17 protein-coding genes are annotated in these 19,986 nt (G+C 63.5%); 13 read left to right on the plus strand and 4 right to left on the minus strand.

Features of this window, described 5'->3' with window-relative positions; all coding sequences use genetic code 11:
• Nucleotides 1-12: 12 nt before the first annotated feature.
• The 11 genes from OHL12_RS11965 (at nucleotide 13) to OHL12_RS12015 (ending at nucleotide 15,340) form a co-directional block, all read left to right on the plus strand.
• A complete protein-coding gene (locus OHL12_RS11965) occupies nucleotides 13-1,710 on the plus strand; it encodes a hypothetical protein (RefSeq protein ID WP_263414047.1) in 1,698 nt (565 codons plus the stop codon).
• Nucleotides 1,698-2,750 carry a type VI secretion system baseplate subunit TssG gene (locus tag OHL12_RS11970; RefSeq protein ID WP_263414048.1) on the plus strand — a complete coding sequence of 351 codons (1,053 nt, stop codon included), beginning with the start codon at nucleotides 1,698-1,700 and terminating at the stop codon, nucleotides 2,748-2,750. Before OHL12_RS11965 ends, OHL12_RS11970 begins: the two co-directional genes overlap by 13 nt.
• A gap of 28 nt (nucleotides 2,751-2,778) precedes the next feature.
• Entirely contained in the window at nucleotides 2,779-4,722 is a 1,944-nt protein-coding gene (locus OHL12_RS11975; RefSeq protein ID WP_263414049.1) for a YML083C domain-containing protein, read from the plus strand.
• 39 nt (nucleotides 4,723-4,761) lie between these two features.
• Nucleotides 4,762-7,575 carry an ATP-dependent Clp protease ATP-binding subunit gene (locus tag OHL12_RS11980; protein ID WP_317889818.1) on the plus strand — a complete coding sequence of 938 codons (2,814 nt, stop codon included), beginning with the start codon at nucleotides 4,762-4,764 and terminating at the stop codon, nucleotides 7,573-7,575.
• A 59-nt stretch (nucleotides 7,576-7,634) separates the two neighbouring features.
• The gene (locus OHL12_RS11985; protein WP_263414050.1) at nucleotides 7,635-9,722 is read left to right on the plus strand and encodes a family 16 glycoside hydrolase; all 2,088 of its coding nucleotides are present in this window, start codon (nucleotides 7,635-7,637) and stop codon (nucleotides 9,720-9,722) included.
• 18 nt (nucleotides 9,723-9,740) lie between these two features.
• Nucleotides 9,741-10,466, plus strand: a complete 726-nt coding sequence (locus tag OHL12_RS11990; protein ID WP_263414051.1) for a PP2C family protein-serine/threonine phosphatase — start codon at nucleotides 9,741-9,743, stop codon at nucleotides 10,464-10,466.
• Nucleotides 10,467-10,623: 157 nt separating this feature from the next.
• Nucleotides 10,624-12,189: a type VI secretion system Vgr family protein gene (locus OHL12_RS11995; RefSeq protein ID WP_263414052.1), complete on the plus strand. Its 1,566-nt coding sequence runs from the start codon at nucleotides 10,624-10,626 to the stop codon at nucleotides 12,187-12,189.
• Nucleotides 12,190-12,267: 78 nt separating this feature from the next.
• The gene (locus OHL12_RS12000) at nucleotides 12,268-12,798 is read left to right on the plus strand and encodes a hypothetical protein (protein ID WP_263414053.1); all 531 of its coding nucleotides are present in this window, start codon (nucleotides 12,268-12,270) and stop codon (nucleotides 12,796-12,798) included.
• Nucleotides 12,799-12,834: 36 nt separating this feature from the next.
• Nucleotides 12,835-13,605, plus strand: a complete 771-nt coding sequence (locus OHL12_RS12005) for a hypothetical protein (protein WP_263414054.1) — start codon at nucleotides 12,835-12,837, stop codon at nucleotides 13,603-13,605.
• Nucleotides 13,606-13,640: 35 nt separating this feature from the next.
• A complete protein-coding gene (locus OHL12_RS12010; protein ID WP_263414055.1) occupies nucleotides 13,641-14,540 on the plus strand; it encodes a hypothetical protein in 900 nt (299 codons plus the stop codon).
• Nucleotides 14,541-14,626: 86 nt separating this feature from the next.
• A complete protein-coding gene (locus tag OHL12_RS12015) occupies nucleotides 14,627-15,340 on the plus strand; it encodes a hypothetical protein (RefSeq protein ID WP_263414056.1) in 714 nt (237 codons plus the stop codon).
• On the opposite strand, the gene trmFO is transcribed toward OHL12_RS12015, so the two are convergent.
• Nucleotides 15,330-16,649, minus strand: coding sequence for a methylenetetrahydrofolate--tRNA-(uracil(54)-C(5))-methyltransferase (FADH(2)-oxidizing) TrmFO (trmFO, locus tag OHL12_RS12020; protein ID WP_263414057.1), 1,320 nt, complete (start codon nucleotides 16,647-16,649; stop codon nucleotides 15,330-15,332). The two genes, OHL12_RS12015 and trmFO, sit on opposite strands and share 11 nt — an antisense overlap.
• A gap of 45 nt (nucleotides 16,650-16,694) precedes the next feature.
• Nucleotides 16,695-17,525 (minus strand): aldo/keto reductase, encoded by an 831-nt coding sequence (locus tag OHL12_RS12025; RefSeq protein WP_263414058.1) that lies wholly within the window; start codon nucleotides 17,523-17,525, stop codon nucleotides 16,695-16,697.
• Between the two features lie 104 nt (nucleotides 17,526-17,629).
• Between OHL12_RS12025 and OHL12_RS12030 the strand changes: the two genes are divergently transcribed.
• Nucleotides 17,630-17,851, plus strand: coding sequence for a hypothetical protein (locus OHL12_RS12030; protein WP_263414059.1), 222 nt, complete (start codon nucleotides 17,630-17,632; stop codon nucleotides 17,849-17,851).
• A gap of 68 nt (nucleotides 17,852-17,919) precedes the next feature.
• A complete protein-coding gene (locus tag OHL12_RS12035; RefSeq protein ID WP_263414060.1) occupies nucleotides 17,920-18,684 on the plus strand; it encodes an SDR family NAD(P)-dependent oxidoreductase in 765 nt (254 codons plus the stop codon).
• On the opposite strand, the gene OHL12_RS12040 is transcribed toward OHL12_RS12035, so the two are convergent.
• The gene (locus tag OHL12_RS12040; protein WP_263414061.1) at nucleotides 18,685-19,194 is read right to left on the minus strand and encodes a GNAT family N-acetyltransferase; all 510 of its coding nucleotides are present in this window, start codon (nucleotides 19,192-19,194) and stop codon (nucleotides 18,685-18,687) included.
• Nucleotides 19,191-19,892, minus strand: coding sequence for a hypothetical protein (locus tag OHL12_RS12045; RefSeq protein WP_263414062.1), 702 nt, complete (start codon nucleotides 19,890-19,892; stop codon nucleotides 19,191-19,193). Before OHL12_RS12045 ends, OHL12_RS12040 begins: the two co-directional genes overlap by 4 nt.
• Nucleotides 19,893-19,986 lie beyond the last annotated feature (94 nt).

The following is a 19,986-nucleotide window of genomic DNA, read 5'->3' on the forward strand; positions in this document are numbered from 1 at the left end:
GGAACGGAACGCATGAGCACGCACACGCCCACTGTTCTGGAGATCGACCGCAAGCTGCGCGATGATTTTCGCCGGCGTGTGAAAGATTTCGGCGTGACAGCGGAGACGACCGACCCGCTGCTGGCCGTGCTCTTTAGAACCTTTGCGCAGCAGATCGATCAGGTGTACGGTGACACCGCACTGCTGCGGCAATCGCTGCTGCATGAGTTGATGCGCGGCCTGCAGGTGCAGCAATACCTTGCCACTCCCGCGCAAGCGGCGATCCGGTTGACGAACAGCATGCCCGAGCCACGCGTGCTGCGTGCCGGAACGGAGCTGAACGCGGTGGCTCCCACGGGCGAACGGCTCGTCTTCAGCCTGGATGCAACGTGCGAGATTTCACAGGCGCGAATCGCGTTTGCACTCAGCTACCAAGACCAGGTTGTCCGCCTGCTAAGCGCCGTGGAGATGAGCGACGCCGTGCAGGCGATGCGGCCGTCGATGGAAGCCGTGCCGGTGGCGCTGGGACCGCAGCCTGCGTTGTACCTAGCGATCGAGAACCTGCCGGCGTCCCTGCTGAATCGGCACGGCATCTTCTTTGAACTCGGCCCCGGCACCTATGCGGTGCAGCACGCCCTTTGCCATGAACCATGGTGGATCTTCAACGAAGATGGCGAGTTGAGCGGCAGCGGTCTCTTGCGGCCGCACCGCAGCAATGCCGGCGTGTATCAACTGCGGTTCCAGACGGGAGACAACGAAACCACAAGCATGCTCGACACGCCGCTGCCGTCGATCCCGGACGGCTTCTACACCGGCCGGCAGTTTGTCTTTCCAGCCATGCACGCCGACGCGCCGTTCCGCTGCCGCGTGCCGCGCCTGCTGGAGCCCGCCATGGCGCGGCTGATGAACCAGTCTGCAGAAGCGGTTCTGCGCGAGCCTCGCGTGTGGATCAAGATTCCGATGCCTCCCGGTGTGCCAGCACTGCACCATGCCATCGGTGGTATCGTGCTGCACGCCATGACCGCGTCCAACGTGTTTGCACGGAACCAGACGGTGCAGTTCGAGCGCGATGGCACGTCGATTCCCGTGGCGCGCAGTGGAGGCACGCCGGAACACCTGGTTGCGCCGTTGACCGTGATGAGCACCGGCAACGACCTGTACGAGCCCGCCGCCACGCCCAGCGCGAGCGCCACCGCGGGCCGCTTCGAGTTGCACAACAACCGGTTGACCATTACGCCCGGCCACCACGACGACGGAACCGTGCACACAGCGGCGAACGTGCGGCTATGGCTGACCAATGGAGCGCTGGGAAACCGCGTAGGACCGGGCGACATCACGGGGTTTGCCAACGCGGCGGCGATGACAGGTGTCCGCATTGGCCCCCTGACCGCGGCCAGTGGCGGATCCGATGGCGAAGAGACCGCGAGCGAGGAGCGGCGCTTTGCCGATGCCCTGCTGACGCGCGGCCGCATTGTGACCAAGCAGGATCTGAAGACCGCGGCGCTGGCGATCGATCGCCGCATTGTGGAGGCGGACAGCACGTCGGGCATGGAACGCGGCAGTGAGGGTGGCCTGCAACGTGTGGAGCGGCTCTTGCTCACGCTGGACCCCGACGGGTTCTCCCGGCCGGAGATCGAGTTGCCAGCGTTGAAGGCGCAGGTGGAGCGGTCGTTAAACGGCAGGCTGGTCCAGGGCCTGCAGCTTTCCGTGGAGTTCTCATGGAACAGTTGATCGCCGAGTCGAAGCTGGACAGTACTCCAGTGCCCTGGCCCGCGATGCCTGCGCTGGCGCTGGGCAAACATTCGCACCATCACACGATCCATTCCGCGCTGGCCACGCTGGAGGCGTTGGGAGTGGGAGCACACCGCATCTCGGTAGAGCGCACCGGCCGTGAAGCGGTAGAGGCGGGCACCGTGGTGCGCCAGGAACCCGCCCCCGGCACGCCGTTGCGGCCTCACACGGCGGTGCGTCTGCGCGTGGCAGGGCTGGGCTTTTCGCACGCGCTGCCCGTCGGCATGTGGGATTCAGGCGGCGAACGCGAGATGGGCACGCGGGAGTTGCTGGAGGGTCTGGACGACCCGCTGGAAAAGCTGAAGCACTGGTTCCATGAAGGTGCACCGCTGTTCCGCATTTCTCCGGATGACCCGACGGCATGCGCGCGCTGGCTGCGCCTGTTTGGGGTAGAACCGCAGGAGTGGCCGCGCAGTCTCTGGTACACACTGGCAACGCTGGTCGCCAAGCTGCCGCTGCTCTCGTGTACGGAACAGGGCTGCGCATTTGTGCTCAAAACCGTGCTGGGGCTGCCGGTGGAACAGTTCCGCTATCGGCAGAACTGGTCGGCACTGCCGGGCGAGATGCGTTCGGGCCTTGGCAAGCGTTCGTCGCGGTTGGGCGTCGATCTGTTGCTGGGCGACACGGTCGAAGAGCCGGCGACACTAGAGATCCATCTCGGCCCCTTGGCTCTGGATCGCTATGAGTACTTCGCCGAAACGGCGGAAGGCAAACAGATCCTGCGACGTTTGCTGGAGTGGATCGTGCCGGTGAGCACCAGGACCGAACTTCGCTGGTCGGTGCTGGACCGGAATCGCGCTCCACAACTGGGTGTTCGCGATGGAAACAGTCGTCTGGGCATCAACACGCACATGGGCGGGCGCTTGGGTGAGCAGCAGCCGCAGACCTGGTTTGCCGAGAGCGACAGCGCTGTGGACGTGCAAGATCTGGAAGCAACGCAGGACCGAGAGCAACCCAGCGCGGGTGTGCTGCAACTTTGAAGAGAGCCGTGCAGCCGGAGGACTAAAGATGGCCGACATGCGGATGGATGCGCGGATGGACGGACGCAGTGCAGGACGCAACGGCACGGAGGGCGGAGCCCGCGATCGCGCGCGCGACACGCTGCAGTTGCGGTCGGTGAACTGGGAGCATGGCATGCTGCTGACGCCGGATCACTTCCTGCGCCAGGAGCAATACCTGGAGGCGTTGAACGGCTGGACCACCCGCTTCCTGCTGCAGGGCAGCGGCCTAGTGGGCGGCGGCGTTCGCCTGCCTGAAGCCGACCTGGGAACGGTCCGATTCGATCCGGAGGTGTCGCTGAACGAGACGGCAGACTTCCTCGACATCTCGGTCGACCGGGCGCGCGGCGTGACGCCCGCTGGGAACGTAGTCGACGTGGACAGTGCTGGCACAGTCTCAGTTCGCTACGGACGCGATGAGTTGGCCGGAGTGTCCGAAGCTCTCATCTATGTCGTGGTCGATGTGGGCAGCAAAGAGAAGCGCAACGGTGTGGTGGATGAGTTCAATCCGCAGATGCGCACCGAGCGCGTGCCCAGCTATCGCGTGGCGTTGCAGGTGACTGCGGCGGAACGGGCGCAGAGCATCGTGGTTGGGCGTCTACGCCGGCCGGCTGCGGGCATGGCCTTTGAGGCCGATCCGCAGTTCATCCCCGCATCCATGACGGTGGCGGCGCACTCGGAACTGATGGCCGGCACGCGTCGCATCCTGGACGCGACCAACCGCCTGGCCGCCGGGTATGCGGAGCTGCATCGCGCGATGCGCGAGTTCATGCAGATCTTTACCGAACGCGGGCTGGAAACCGAGGTGGACCGCGACAGCATGGTCTTTGCAGAACGCATGGTGCTCGAACTGCAGGACACGGCATACTCGCTGCTGGACCGCACACAAAGTCCGCAGCAGTTCTTCGGGCGCGTTCGCCGCATGCTGCATTCCGCGGCGATCTACTTCGATCTGGCCGAGGGCATGCAGCAGTACTACAACACGCTGCGTGAGACCGGCGAAAGCGAACTGGTCGGCCTGATCGAGTTGCAAAAACACACGCTGCAGATGGGCCGTACGCTGCAACTGGACGAAGACCTGGGCCAGGAGGTGCGAAAGGCGCTGCAGTCGCTGGGTGGGCTGGAGCGGTTGGAGCGCGCGCTGGAAGGCAAGTACATCGACTTCCGCAAGAGCGCGTCGCTTGAGAGCACCAACTTCATCTTCGACCGCGGCGGCAAGCAGCTCTACCGACTGGCGGCGCGGGCCTCGCGCGTGCAGGGCATTGCGGACGAGATGACCGTGTTTTTCAGCAACCTGCGCCTGGAAGGCCGTGACCGCTACCGACTGATCCTGGTTGGGGAGCGATCTACGCCGTGGCTGCGCGGCACCTCGATCGGCGCGGAGGTCCGCATCAACGAGGGCTCCGGCTTCCGCCGCGAGAGCTACATCCTGACCGGCGACGTGAAGCTGGACGAGCAGTACAACATCGAGCTCGACTTTGAAGCGCCCGACGTTCCGACCATTACGGACGTGCGCGTAACCGTGCCCGCGTATCACACGGTGCGCACTGCCCTGCTTTTCCAGCGGCACCGCTTCTACAGCGGCGTGCGCACGGAGACGCCGGAGGCGCGCACGATCGACCGCGAAAGCACGCCGCCGCCAGCAGAGCCGTCCAGGAATGTTCCGCCCCGGAGCGGGTCGTTTGCGGAGCCAGCGCGTAGCGCCGGATACGCGGACCCTCCGCGCGGTTTTGAAGGAACAGGTGCCGCTGCGGAACCGGCCAGTGCTTCCAGGTTCTCGTCCCCGTTTCCACCGCAGAACGGTGCTCCTGTGCGTGGCTCGGGAGGCGCTGGCAACGGTGCAGGTGCGCCCACCGCGCCACCGCTTTCGCAGCCCGCATGGATGCCGCGCGAGACGCCCAACCCTGCGGAACCAACCGATCCGGAACGACCGCGCCGCCGCAGGCTGGAGTAGATCCGCCGAACTGAAACGGACGCGAGCAAAGAGAGATTGATGGCACTGGACCTGAGCAAACTTTCCGACGAGATGGAATCCGCGCTGGCAAACGCGCGGTTGCTTGCTGAAAGCAAGCGGCAGGCGCTCATTCAGCCGGAGCATCTCCTTTTGCTGTTGCTGGATGGGGAGGCGAGCTCGCTGCGGCCCGCACTGGAGCGGAGTGGCGTGGTGTTTCCGCCGCTGCTGGATGCCCTGGCGCGGCGTGCAGACCAGCTTTCGGCGCAGCGCCTAGAGGAAGGCCGGCGTCCGCTGGCGTCGCAATCGCTGCGGACGATGCTGGCTGATGCGTTCGACATTGCCGCACGGCACGGTCGCGAATCCGCCGAGCCGGTGGACGTGGTGGAAGCGGCGTTGACGGGAACGCAGGCGTGGAATGGCGACCTCCGCAATGATTTCCGCCGGGCAGGGTTCACGGTAGACGACCTCGCGCAGGTAGCTCCTGCGGGTTCATCGACTAAGCCCCCGGCACAGGCTGGCACGCCTGCTGCAGCAACCTCGTCGAAGGCCGCCTCGGCCGCGGCGGACGGTGACCTGGCCAGCGGAGCGAAGATGCTGGAGCGCTTTGGCCGCGACCTGACCGCGGCTGCCGCCAGTGGCGAGCTGATGCCGGTGGTGGGCCGCGACGATGAGGTGCGGCAGATCATCCAGACGCTCTTGCGCAAGACGAAGTCGAACCCCGTTCTGGTGGGTGACCCCGGCACGGGCAAGACCGCGATCGTGGAAGGCCTGGCGCAGCGCATCGCCGCGCAGGATGTGCCCGAAAGCCTGAAGCGCTGCCGGGTGATCGCGCTGGACCTGATGGGCCTGGTTGCCGGAGCGAAGTACCGCGGCGAATTCGAGGAGCGGCTCAAGGCTGTGGTGGACGAGGTTCGCCTGCGCAAGGGCGAGATCATCCTGTTCTTGGACGAGATCCACCAGCTGGTCGGCGCGGGTGGCACCGAGGGCGGCATGGACGCCGCCAACATTCTGAAGCCGGCTTTGGCGCGCGGAGAGCTGCGCTGCGTCGGCGCGACCACCTTTGACGAGTATCGCGAGCGCATTGAGAAAGACGGCGCCTTGGCGCGGCGCTTCGAACGGGTGCAGGTCGGGGAGCCGAGCGACGAGTCGATGCTGTACATCCTGCGCGGCATTCGCGAACGCTACGCTGCGTTCCACGGAGTGGAACTGACCGACGACGCCCTGGTCGCCGCGGTGAAGCTGTCGCGGCGGTACATGCGCGACCGTTTCCTGCCGGACAAGGCCATTGACGTGATCGATGCCGCGACCGCGCGGCTGCGCATGCAATTGGAGTCGCGGCCAACAGCGCTGGATCAGCAGGAACGGCGGCTGACGCAGCGCCGCGCCGAGCTGGAGGTGTTGCGTGGCCTGCCCAGGCCGACCGCCGCGCAGACGAAGCAGGTCGCCGCGCTGGAGGCCGAACTGGCCGATCTTGAGCCGCGAGTCACTGCCGATGCGGAGCTGTGGGAGCAGCAGCGTACGGCGCGCGCGGACCTGGCCAAAACCGTGACTGCCATCGAGGAAAACACGCGGCTGTTGCACGCGGCCGAGGGCTCCGGCGACGTGACGCGGGCTGCGGAGATTCGCTACGGTTCGCTGCAGCATCTTGAGGCGCAGCGCGCCGATCTGGAAGGGAAGCTGGCCGGTCTGCGTGAGCGCGCCGCGGGCTCTGTGCTGATCGCGGATCGCGTCGGGCCGGAACACATTGCGGAGGTGATCGCGGAGCGTTCGGGCGTACCCGCGTCGCGCATGCTGGAGAGCGAGCGCGAACGCCTGCTGGGCCTAGAAGACCGGTTGGGAGAGCGCGTGTACGGCCAGCCGGAGGCGGTGCACGCCGTTGCGGAAGCGGCGCGGCGTATGCGCACCGACCTGCAGTTGAAGCGTTCTCCGGCATCGTTTCTGTTCGTCGGACCAACGGGCGTGGGCAAGACCGAGCTCGCCAAGGCGCTGGCGGAAGCCCTGTTTGACGACGAGACCGCGCTCATCCGAATCGACATGGGCGAGTACAAGGATCAGTCGTCCGCCGCCGGCCTGATCGGGTCGCGCCCGGGCCTTGTGGGATCGGATGAGGGCGGCTTCCTGACGGAACAGGTGCGCCGGTCGCCGTACTCCATCGTTCTGTTCGACGAGGTCGAGAAGGGGCACCCGTCCATCCTGGATCTGTTGCTGGGCGTGCTGGATGAGGGCCGGCTGACCGATGCCAAAGGCCGCTTCTGCGACTTCACCAACACGGTCGTTCTGTTCACCAGCAACCTGGGCGTTCGCGAGTCCATGGCGGCGGGCAGCAACGATGCCCTGCGAGAATCGATTCTGCTGGACGCGGTGAGGGCGAACCTGCGGCCCGAGCTATACAACCGCATCGGCCAGGTGATTCCCTTCCATCCGCTGGGCATGCCGGAGCTGCGCCGCATTGTGGAGACGCAACTGCGTGGGTTGCGGCGCAAGTTGGAAGACGACCGCGACCTGCACCTGCAAGTGACGCACGCCGCGACAGACCTGCTGGCGACGCTCTCGTACGATCCCGAGTACGGCGCCCGGCCGGCAACCCGGGTGATGCAGCGGGAGGTGCTCGCGCCGCTGGCGGAAATCCTGCTATCCGGCGATGCGACACCCGGCAGCACCATCCACATCGACGCGACAGCCCAGACGAGCCTCGGCGAAGGCGAGTCAGAAGCATCGACGGAGGACTCTGCCACCGTAGCGGAAGCGGAGCCGCGCGAGCTCATCTTTTCCGTGGAGCAGCCCACCCCGGATGCGGAGCAAGGGACGAGTTCAGGCGAGCGCAGCGGCGTAGACGCGGAGGAGGTTGCATGACAATTGCTCCGCAACGCATTTGCTTGAGACTGAACCGAGTTAGGCGGAGTGCTGCCGCGATGCTTCTCGCACTTGGGCTTGCCAGCGGTGCGTTGGCGCAGGCACCGCTTTCGCTGTTCAACGGAACGTCGCTGTTGGGCTGGAATAACCAAGGTCCCTGGAGCGCGTCGGGCGGTGCTCTGACGACCAGCGGCAGCGGAAACCGCAGGCTGCTGACCGCCGTTCCCTTCGGTGACTTCAATCTGGAGTTCGAATACACAGAAACCGGTTCGCCGGGCGCGCAGTTCCGCATGTGGACCACGAAGGAAGGCACCGGCGGCCTGACGGTCGACTTGGATTTCAGCGGATCGAAGAACGGCGTGGGTGGCATTCAGTCACTGGGCAGATCGTCGCTGGCGACCATTTCCGGCGGTTGGCACCGGGTGCAGGTGGAGGCGTCGCACGGCCGCGTAACGGTACGCGTGGACGGGCAGCCAGCCGGCAGCACCAGCACCGATCTGGGGGCCCGCGCCGGGTACCTGGGCTTTGAGGCGAATGGAGAGGGGCAGTTCACGGTGCGCAGTCCGCGGCTGCGCCCCTTGAACCTGAACAGCACGTTCAACGGGACAGATCTGGGTGGATGGAAGAGCGTTCCGCGACCGGCCGATGCCAAGGGTGGATTTGGACATAGTGCGGCAAAGGTCTTCAGCTTTGGCGCGGCAGGCGGCGACGTAAAGCCGCACGACGCCAAGTGGACCGTCAAGGGCGGAGCCATTCACGGCGAGTCTGGTCCGGGCGGGCTGGAGAACGGGACTCCGCTGGAAGACGGCGTGATCCAGATTGCAGCTGCGGTGCATGGCGATTTGAAGCCGGACAATTTGACGGCGCTGTCCGTGCGCAATCCCTCTGGCCAGTTTGGCACCGGATACCGCGTCGGCATCGGTCCGTACGCGGGAACGGTGCAGCCCCTGAATAAGGGCGGCATGGGCAAGGCGTCCACCCCAGTGGACGAAACGGTCGCCTTCGGCGGTCGCGTGATCGAAACCTGGATCAACGGCAACATCAGCAGCGTGCTCACCGACCCGCGCCCCGAGAGCGGCAGCGCGCAGAGCGGTGCCCGCACCCAGGGCGGCACGGTGATGCTGGTACTGCCCAATAGCGGTCCCAGCGTCGACGTGAGCCGGGTCAACCTCATCGCGCTCGGGAAACCGTACGGCGCTCAACCTCGGTCCCCGGCACCCCAACCGGTGCCGACTACGGCAGCCATACCTACCGTTCCGCCCGTGGCAAACAGCGGCGACAGCGCCGCCGCCGACGCTCTGAAGCGTGCCGCGGACGACCAGGCCAGAAAGGAAGCGGACGACCAGCGCAAGAAGGACCAGGTCGCGTCGCTGATGACGCAGGCCCTTGGTTCCAGCGATCCAGCAGAGCAGAAAGACCTGTACCAGCAGGTGATGCGGCTGGATCCCGCGAACCCGAACGCGATGGCGGGATTCAAAGAAGCACAAGGAAAGCTGCAGGAAAAGGCCAACGCGGACGCGCAGGCCGCCAAGGGCGAACAGGCGCAGAAGTCGAACGAAGACCAGACCAACATGGCGCTGGTGAAGGCGCAGAGCGCGTTTCTGGGTGGCCACCTGTCGGACGCAAGCAATTCACTGTCGATTGCAGAACGCCTCTCGCCCGGAAATCCCGTAGTGCGCGAGCTTCGTTCTCGCATCAACGCAGCCACCGCGCAGCGATCGCGCCTGATCATGCTGGGCAGCGGAGCCGGGATCGTCTCGCTGCTGGCGGCCATCTCGCTGTGGTGGCGCCGCCGTCGGCTGCAACGTTTCCCTGTATTGGAGGTGACCAGCGGCATCGACGCGGGGCGCAGCTACCGCATTGAGAAGGACCAGACCCGCGTTGGCGCGGTGCCACAGGACGGTGGTCAGAAGAACGACATTGTGGTGCGCGACGTGGAGCACGCCATCTCCCGCTTCCACTGCGAGATCGTTCGGCGCAACGGCCAGCTTTACGTGCAGGACCTGAACAGCTCCAACGGCACACGCGTGGATGGCGAACGCCTGAAGCCAGGCAGCGCCGCGCTGCTACGGCGTGGGACCCGCATCGAACTGGCAGGCACGGTCGAGCTTCGGTTCGGCTACGACAAGGGCACGAAGAAGGCCTAGCGCGGCCAGGGCAGCCACATGGACATTCGGATCCGAGCCGCAGCGCTGAGTGACGTGGGCCGGCAGCGGCGCACCAACGAGGACAGCTTCGGCTTTGACCTGGATCGCGGTCTGTTTGTGATCTGCGACGGCGTAGGCGGCCGCGCGGCGGGCGAGGTGGCGAGCCGGTCGGCCGTGGACTGTGTGCTGAGCCGCTTCCCCTACGGCGCAGATGGCACCGGCGGCGGATCGGATCTGCAGCGCGCTATCCAGGCGGCGAACCGGTCCATCTTTCAGGCGGCGCACCGTGAGCCGCTGTACGCCGGCATGGCAACCACGATTGTCGCCGCGCACTTTGATGGCAGCCGCATGTGGATTGCGCACGTGGGGGACAGCCGCGCCTACCTGTTGCGAGGCGGATCGCTGCACAGGCTTACGGACGATGATTCGCAGTTGAGCCAGATGCTTCGCGAGGGCCGCCGCGACCTGTCGCCGTGGGACATGGCGCGGATGGACAGCGTTCTGACCCAGGCCATTGGAGCGTCGGAGATGGTGGTGCCCACCGTGACGGTCTTGAATGTGGAACTGGGCGATTGTTTTCTGCTGGCGACTGATGGCATTTGCAAAGCACTCTCCAATTCCGAGATGCTGTCGTTGCTGCTGACGTCGAACTCGCCGGAGCAGGCCTGCCACCAATTGACCTCCGCGGCGAACGCCGCGGGCGGCCTGGACAACGCAACCTGCATTATGGTCCAGATCGATTAGGCGTGTAGGGGCACAACGGAGACAAGCGGCATGAACTGAATCGGGGTCGATCATTCAAACGTCCGGGGTGGGAACCGCATCCCACTGTCAACATAGTCAAAGGACGACGCGCACCAGTCCCGGATGGATCGGGAAGAGCCACTTCTAGAGAGGTTGTATGTCGCTTCCTCAGATGCAGATCGGTGATGGCACCCTGGGAACTGCACTTCTGGCCTCAGTGGAAGTGGTCCAGGAACTGAACGCCCACTGGTGGTGCACCATCGTCTGCCGCAACACGGAAGATCAGCGCGTGCCTGTGGAAAGCCTGCTGGGGCAGAGCGTTCAGGTGAAAACCACGGACGATCAGGGTGTAGAACACATCCACTTCGCCGGCACGGTGCACGACGTTGAGCTGGAATACGAGGTGTGGGGAAGCTATACCGCCACCCTGATCGCCGTAAGCGATAGCTACGCGATGGACGTGACCGCGCACAAGCAGTACTACGCGCAGAAGAGCCTGAGCGATGTGGCAAGCACGATGGCCGGGCGCGACGGTGTTGCGGTGAGCGTGAATGCGTCAGACACCAAACCGCTGAATTATGTGCAGTACGGCGAGACGGACTTCTCGTTTCTGCACCGCATTGCAGACGACCACGGCGCGTGGATGCGGCCCACCCAGGGCGGACTGGAAGTCTTTGACAGCTTTCAATCCGGAACGACCGTGCAGTGGCGCGAAGAGGGCGGCCTGACCACGTTTCGCCTGCGCGGCCAGCGGGTGAACCCCAGCTTTTCCGGATCGCACTACGATCATCACGCCATGGAGTCGAATGTGTTCCAGAGCGTGAACAAGGCACCCGCGATGTACGACGGCGGAGCGCAACTGCACAGCTCGGTACAGAGCGCGTCGCAGAAGCTGCCCTCGGGTTTTGAACCGCAACGCAGCCGCGCCATGACCCTGGGCGACTACAACGACCAATTACAAGCAGAAAGCGAGCGCTCGCTAGGAAGCGCAGTGACCGGGTCGGGCACGTCACAGAACCAGAACCTGAAAGCGGGCGACACGATCACGATCGGCGGGTCGCTGGACGCCAAGGGCACCTATGGCCTGACTCGTGTGCATCATCGTTGGACTCCGAGCGGCTATAGCAACAGCTTCAGTTGCACGCCCTGGAAGCAGTACCGCAACGCAGCCGCACCCGTTGCACGCGCCTGGTACGGCGTGGTGCCGGCGCGTGTGGTTGACCACAACGACCCCAAGAAGATGGGTCGTCTGAAGGTCCAGTTCTTTTGGCAGGAAGACGGCGCCACCCACTGGGCGCGCGCCACCAGCCCCCACGCCGGCCCCGACCGCGGCTTCATGTTCATGCCCGAAGTGGGCGACGAAGTCGCCGTCATCTTCGAAGACGGCGACCCCGAGCGGCCGATCATTCTTGGCTCACTCTGGAATGGCGTTCACCAGCAGCCGCGTGCCGACTTTCGCGGAGCTGACGTGGAAGACAACGCTGTGAAGCGGCTTATGACTCGAAGCGGCAATCGCATTCAGATGTCGGATAAGGTGGGCTTCGAGACGGTCACCCTGGCAACACCGAATCACAACGTGATCAAACTCACTGAGAAGGCCGACAGCAGCGGACGAAGCAGTATCTTCATCGAAGCGCGGACGGGAGATATCGTCCTGCACGCACCGCAAGGTCGGGTGCACATCGAAGCTCTGTACTATTCCAAAGACATCGGCCCGGCGTAATCCGGAGAGCAACGGGCAGATCCGGAAACGTGACGAGAAACGCACCGCCGCTGAGAGCGTAGGAGAAAGACAAGTCCAATGAGCCGCCAGTTTCTGCTAGGTGTGGCGTTTGTAGCGCTGATCATTTTCCTTCTGTGGGGACCGTTGCGCCGGTTGGTCTTCGGTGCCTCGGCGGGACGTGGTGCTGCCGGTGAGTGGGTTGGCACGATCACGATCACGGATGGCTATCCCCGGCCGGCAGAAGGAACTCTGGTGCGGAAACCATTGGCAACTCCCTTGCATGGTGCTGTGTACGTAAAGCTCTCCACTAGCGACGGATTTATGCAGGAGTACAGCGGACCTGGCCAGATCCACCTGAAGGGCCATGCCGAAGATCTCGCGTTCCGACTTGGATCATTCCGCATTCATCCGCCTGAGATTCGTGCCCAGGGCGCATTTCTGTGCAAGGGATTGCTCGAGGACGGCGTTACAGGGACCTATCAACCAAACGCGATCCACATAGAACACCGGTACTCTCCAGGAACAATGGACGGGAGTGTGGCCTTCACGATCGATCTTCACCGAGGTTCCGAGTCGGATTACCAGCAGCTTCAGAAATCGTTACCCTGACCTCGGGAACTTGCAGTCGAATTGGAGGAGCCTGACATGAGTGAACCAGCCGAACCAGTGCAACCACTGCCCACAAGCAGCGGCAACATAGTTTCCAATGCAGCCAAGGGCGCTTGGGACGAGGTTGCTGGAAAAGATAACGTCTTCAAAGGCGCCATAAAGACATTCACTGGCAAGAACGCGTATGAGTCGGAAAAAGTCGAGCAGTCCTACAAGATGCTGACACCGGAAGGCATGATCTCCGCTTCGGCTCTTTCAGCACTCCAGGCTGGTCAGCATCAAGAGATTACTCGCGGTAACGCGGCCATGCAGGTGACGCAGGACCGCTACACCTTCATTGATGGGAACGAGATACAACGCATCCTGCAGACGCAGCGCGAGGAGACACACGGCGATGCGAACTTCAGTTGGTTGGCCAACCGGAATATCGCGGTCCAGGGGAACGAAGAGCATCTGACGTATGGCGACCTGGACACCTATGTGCGGGGCGAGAGCGTTGAGATGTTTGTAGGCAAGCATGAAGTCACGGCTCCCGAAGAGTTCGAATGGAAACAATTGGAACGGGGCTTCTCCTACCTGAAGCAGGACATGATGGTGGCAGGTTTAGACCTGCACGTTTCGCAGATTGATGTTCATCAAGTCGACGTAGAAGTGAGTGGCCTGGAGACAAAAGTTCACGGAGGCAGTCACGATCTTCGGGGCGAAGGCGTAAAGATCCACGCCTTCTTCTCGCGTATCGGCAGCCATTTGGAAGCGACCCTGCACGCCAATCCGCTCATCTCGCTAGGCCTGGATATTCCCTTCTAGTCGCACTCAAAACTGTTTTCTTTGCAGGAGGCTCATTGGAGGCAACCGGCGGTACACCGGCAAGACGCCCGCGATTGACGGTCGATGATGGCTTCGCGCCTTGGATTCGGGCCGAGCAGGGTGTTGGAGATGTGACTCTGTTGTGGTTGCCGGTAGCCGCCTTTCCCATGTCACACGGAGAAAAGGCGTGGCTGTTCACTTTCTTGACGCGGTTGCACAAAGCACTCGCGGAGAAGCATGGATTGCGGGAAGAAATTTTCTTGCAGTTCAAGGCGTTGGACCAGTTTGGCGATGAGTTTAGGCGCTATGTAAACACCTGCATGATCCGCGTTGGGATCGGTCGTGCTGGTGACGAACCGTTCTCAGGCATGCCGCCGCGCGAGGAAGTGCAGCGGTACGTCGATGAGCGCACGTCCTTCGACTACAAAGACTGGATGGCCGATTACCTGGTGTGGTTTGTCGGGAAGGATGCGAGTGGACAACGGGAACGCTTTGGCGGCTTCGGCGGAATGTTGACCGTGCTGATGCAGCCTGACGCTCAGATACGAGCACCGAAATTCTCAGTGACACCTGCCATGCGCAACGCCTTGCCGGTGTTTAGCCGTTTCGATGTAGATGGCTTGCTGAAGAGTTCAGCCTCACTGCAAGACAGCTTTCAAGCCCGCAGCAAAGCCATGTTCGGAGCAGGCCTGGAGGACACTCCCGAGTATCCGGGCATCCCCTTCATCATGCCACTGCTGAAGTCCGCGCAGTTCTTTCTGGCGGATGAGCAAAAGAGGAATCAGTGGTTCACGTTATTTGATCTGTATGTAACGGAAAGCGTCGTGGACAAAGGCGTACTTCTCGCATTCCAGAAGACGGAGTACGAGCGGGTGCTGCTCGATGTACTGGAAACGATGAGAGCCGACACCAGATATCCGAGCGTGACTCGATGATGGCCGGCTTGGAGCAACCGGGGCCGCATCACCAGACACTGGTGCCACTGGCGAGCCCAGCCGGCTGGAACGCTTCTCTGTGGAAGATGCCGCGATTTCCGCTGGACGAGCAGAGCCGGGAGGCGATAGCCCATTCCATGGTGAACCTGTGCAGCCTCGCAGTAGCAGCAGGCTTGCAGGGGCAGCTTTTCCTGCAAAGCTGGAAACTCTCGGCGGAAACAGGCAACAATGTGGTCACTGCACATTTGCCGCAATGGCAACCTCGCCGAGGCTTGGGCATTTGGCCCGCTGGTCCGGCACCCACCGGCTGGACAGAAGAGAGCCTGATGAATGCGGCCGCTGCGGCGTTCCAGGGACAAGAACCGCGGCTACCCGTTCACCACCTGCTGCAGCTACGAACCGACAATCAACAGCTTCCGTCGGCGGTGCGGAAGATGACAGGGCGGGGCGTGGCACTTGTAGTCTTCTCCAAACAAGACCGGTCTGAGTCGCTGGAGCGCAACGCTGGCTTTTACCGCGATCAGGTAGAGGGCAGATTCAAGCGGTCGCCGTTTTTCATGCCGCTGCTCGACGAAACAGGTCTGCTTTCATTCTCTGGTGCTGACCACACCGAACAATGGATGCACGGCCTGGACATTTACGTGCGCGAGACAGCCGAAGATGAAGGGGTGCTGATTGTGTCTCGCGCGGCTTACACACACGTGATCGACGAGTGGCTTCGGGTGGCCACGGACCATCGGCAAACCGCCGCCGAAATTCGCGACGCGCTAGCAGATGCTCCGCGTTCAGTTAGTGGATGATCCAGTCCTGCCAGGCGGCGAGGCCGCGTTCGCACTGGAGGCGGTGGCGTTCTTTTTTGTCACGGATCTTGCGGCGAAGGTCTTCCTCGAGTGGGGGTAGCAGGTCGAAGGTGATGTTGGCGGGTTGGAAGCGCTTGGTGTCGGCGTGCGTGATGTAGTGGACGAGTGAGCCGTTGGCGGTGAGGCGGGGCGCGGGGGTGGGCTGCTCTCCGCGTGCGACCCCAGCGGCGAAGCGGCCGGCTAGCATGCCGCCCGCGATGGATTCGGTGTATCCCTCCACGCCGCTCAACTGGCCGGCGATGAAGATCTGAGGGTGCTCGCGCAGTTGCAGCGTCTCGGTCAGCAGCGATGGCGAGTGGATGTAGGTGTTGCGGTGGATCTGGCCGTAGCGCAGGAACTCCGCGCGCTCCAGGCCTGGGATGAGGCGCAGGATCGTCTTCTGGTCGCCGTACTTGATGTGGTTCTGGAAACCGACGAGGTTGTAGCTGTCGGCGCGCAGGTTTTCCTGCCGCAATTGCACGACGGCCCACGGCGTTTGGCCCGTCTTTGGGTTGCGCAGGCCCACGGGCTTCATGCAGCCGAAGCGCAGGGTGTCGCGGCCGCGCCGGGCGAGTTCCTCGATGGGCAGGCAGCCTTCGAAGTAGTCCAGCCGCTCCCACTCCTTGGCCTCCACCTCGTGCGCCGCGATGAGCGCGTCATAGAAGCGGTCGTACTCATCTTTGGTGAACGGGCAGTTGATATAATCGGCGGTCCCTTTGTCCCAGCGCGCCGCGAAGTACACGCGATCCATGTCGATGGTGGTGGCATCGACGACGGGCGCGATGGAGTCGTAGAAGCTGAGGTGATCGGTGCCTGTCAGGCGCTGCAGTTCTGCTGTCAGCGCCGGTGACGTGAGCGGACCGGTAGCCAGCACGGTCAGATGGTCGCCGTTCTCTTCCAGCGTTGTCACTTCTTCCCGCACGACGGTGATTCGTGGCTCGGCGGCAATGCGCTCCGCGACACGACGCGAGAACTCCGCGCGATCCACCGCAAGCGCGTGCCCCGCAGGCACCGCGCAGGCATCTGCCTCCTGCAGCAGAACACAACCTGCAGCGCGCATCTCCTGCTTCAGCAACCACGGTGCGGTGTTTTCGCTCTCGCTCTTCAACGAGTTGGAGCAGACTAACTCGGCGAAATCGGCCGTCTGGTGCGCCTCGGTCGAACGATGCGGACGCATCTCAAACAGCGTCACTTCGCAGCCTGCGCGTGCTGCCTGCAGCGCGGCCTCTGGCCCGGCCAGGCCGCCGCCGATTACATGGATCTTCTTCACACCTCTATTGTCTCGCGTAGCGAGAGGAGGCGCTGCAGGCAGGCGTTAGAGCATCGCCAGCCTCATCTTCTTTTTAGGTGGAGCGAACGCGCCGTCAATCGTGCGCAGGTCATCGTCATCCAGCTTCAACTCTGCCGCCGCGGCGTTCTCTTCCACATGCGCCACGCTGCCAGCCTTGGGGATCGCCTGCAGCGATTGCCGCAAACACCAGGCCAGCGCCACCTGCGCCGGTGTCACACCGTGCTTCTGCGCTACCTTGCGAAGCGCCGCGGACTGCAGCAGCTCGCCGCCCTGTCCGACCGGTGAGTACGCCATGACACCGATGCGCTGCTGCTGGCACCAGGGCAGCAGGTCGAATTCAATGCCGCGGTTCTCGGGGTTGTAGAGCACCTGGTTCGCAACGCAGGCACCGCCGCTGGGCAGCGCAAGCAGTTCCTCCATATCGTCTACATCGAAATTGGACACGCCCCAATCGCGAATCTTGCCCTGTTCCCGCAGCCGTTCGAAGCCGGCAAGTGTATCGGCAAGAGCGTACCGTCCGCGCCAGTGCAGCAGGTACAGATCCAGGGCATCGGTTCCAAGCCGTCGCAGACTGGCTTCACAACTGCGCACCACGCCTTCGGCTGACGCATTGCTCGGCAACACTTTGCTGACCAGATAAATCTGTTCGCGGATACCGCGAATCGCCTCGCCGACCAGCGATTCAGAGCGGCCGCTGCCGTACATCTCGGCGGTGTCGATGACCGTCAGGCCGAGTTCGACGCCACGCCGTAGCGCGGCGATCTCTGCCGCGCGCTTCTGCGGCTTCTCGCCCATGTACCAGGTTCCTTGGCCCAGCACGGGCACTTCGCGGTCGCCGAACCAAATCGTCTTCACACCTGCATTGGATGCCGTTGCTACACGGAGCTACGGAACTCGTTGGCCATTGCCTGCGTATCTCTCATTGCGCTCGCTTCGCGGGCGCAACGGAGCGTCAACCAATGCTGCTCTTCCTCGTCATCCTCTTTCTTCTGCTGCACCGCCGGCGCTGGTATGGATACGGGTACTACCCGTACTGGGGCTATCCGCAGTACCGCGGTTACGGTCCGTACGGACCCAGCTACAACGGCTATGTGTGGAACGGCTACGCCTGGCAGCCACAGTACGGCCCAGCCTACTACCGGGGTGGTTACGGCTACTGCCGTCGGGCCTACTGGTGGTAAGCGCCACATGGCGCACACAGACATAGCCCGGCGCTCCCGGTGCATCCCACCGTGCGAGGGCAAAAGCAATGTTTTCCTTTCACGACAAGATCGTTCTAGTCACCGGCGCCGGTTCCGGCATTGGTGAGGCCGCCGCACGCGCCTTTGCCAAGGCAGGCGCCACGCTGGTGCTGGCCGACAAAGACAAGTCCCGGCTGAAGAAGCTGACCGAAGAACTAGGCGAAAGCCGCGGCATGGCTCGCGTGGTCGACACCAGCGACCCGGACGATTGCGAAGACCTGGTCGCGGCCGCCGTGAAGAAGTTTGGCAAGCTGGACGTGCTGGTGAACGACGCGGGCGTGGACCACATGGGCGCCGTGGACGAGGGCAGCCTGAAGGAGTGGGAGCGCGTGATGGGCACCGACCTGAACGGCTACTTCTACATGATCCGGTTCGCGATTCCACACCTGCGCAAATCCAAGGGATGCATTGTGAACGTGTCCAGCGTGAGCGGTCTGGGCGGCGACTGGAATCACTCGTTCTACAACGCGGCAAAGGGCGCGATCACCAACTTCACCCGTGCGCTGGCGCTGGATGAGGCGAAGCACGGGGTTCGCGTGAACGCGGTGAACCCGTCGCTGGTCTACACCGCGATGACCAAGCAGATGAAGGCGAATCCGAAGCTGATCAAGAAGTTCGAAGAGCGCATTCCGCTGGGGCGTGGTGCGGAGCCGGCCGACATCGCGGGGCCGATCCTGTTCCTGGCCAGTGAGGCTGCGCATTTCGTCACGGGCGTGAACTTGCCGGTCGATGGCGGACTGACCGCCTCAAACGGCCAGCCGATGCTGGAGTAGTCAGGGCAGACCTGCGGCGAGCCGCGCGATGTCGTCGCCGGTGAGCCGCAGGTTTAGCCACTCACGCAGCACACTGGCGCCCAGGCTTTCGTAGAAGGCGAGCGATGGCGTGTTCCAGTCGAGACACTCCCATTGCAGGCGGGTGCATTCGCGATCGACCGCGACCTGAGCCAGGTGCTGTAGCAGTGCTTTGCCGAAACCGCGGCCGCGATACGCCGGCCGGACGAACAGGTCTTCCAGATAGAGCGACGGCCGGCCCTCCCACGTGGAGTACTGAAAGAAGTACAGCGCAAAGCCGGCAACGGCGTGCGAAGCGTTCTCGGCTGCGGCATCGAGCATCACGCATCGGAAGTACGGCTCGGGACCGAAGCCGTCGCGTAGCAGGTCCGCCTCGGTCGCCTTCGCCGCCTCGGGCTCTTTCTCGTAGAGCGCGAGCTCGCGAATTAGGGCTGCGATCTCACCAACATCTCCGGGCACAGCATTGCGGATGCGAAACGCGTCTTGACTCACTCCGACTTGCCCTTCGCATCCTTGTTGTCAGAGGCCTTGTCGCTCGACGCCTTTGCGGCCTTCTCCGCGTCCACGTATTTGTCCAGTGGAACGGTGAACGCGAACAGCTCCGTGTGCTTCGCGTCGGCAAAGTGCGCCTGCTTCACGTAGATCTCCGCGTGGCGCAGCACCGGGTCGTCCAGGTCGCGCGTGTCGTAGAAGAGAAAGCCGGTCGCGGTGGTGTGGGGCGGCACCGTGGTTTCGGTGAAGCTGAAGTCCTTGTCGTCGTCCTGGATCTTCTTGTCGACCGGCGTGGAGTGGTACGTGATCGGCGTGCCGGGGACGTGGCGCGGCTGGATGTCCTTGAAGCGGAAGAGCCGACGATTCATCTCGTCGGGCGTGGCGGCGGGCAGCTTAGTCCCATCGGCCGCGATGAACTGGATGCGAACATCGCTCAGGTCCAGCGGCGTGTCGCTGTCGTTCTTCACGAAGATGCGGACGGGCAGGATGCTGTGGCCCACGTAGTCATTGCGGAAGAAATCGCCTTTGCTTCGCGTATCGAACGGCTCGGCAGCGACGGTGACCTTGTCCTTGTCGTGCGTGTCCCGCGCAGCAACGGTGCTGGCATCGGGCGCGGGCGGCGCCTTTTTAGCGGCCAGGAGTGCGGGCGTGCTCCCAAGCAACAGCAGCGACATGCGAAAGAGAAGTGCGGGACGCATACACCTCATTAGACGACAGACGGGCGTGGAAGACCTCAGGCTCCGGCGGCTCTGCGACGAGCCTTTCGAAGCCGATCGCCAGAGTCATGCTCGA

It is taken from the genome of Terriglobus aquaticus (genome assembly GCF_025685415.1).
In the GTDB taxonomy this organism is placed as follows: domain Bacteria; phylum Acidobacteriota; class Terriglobia; order Terriglobales; family Acidobacteriaceae; genus Terriglobus; species Terriglobus aquaticus.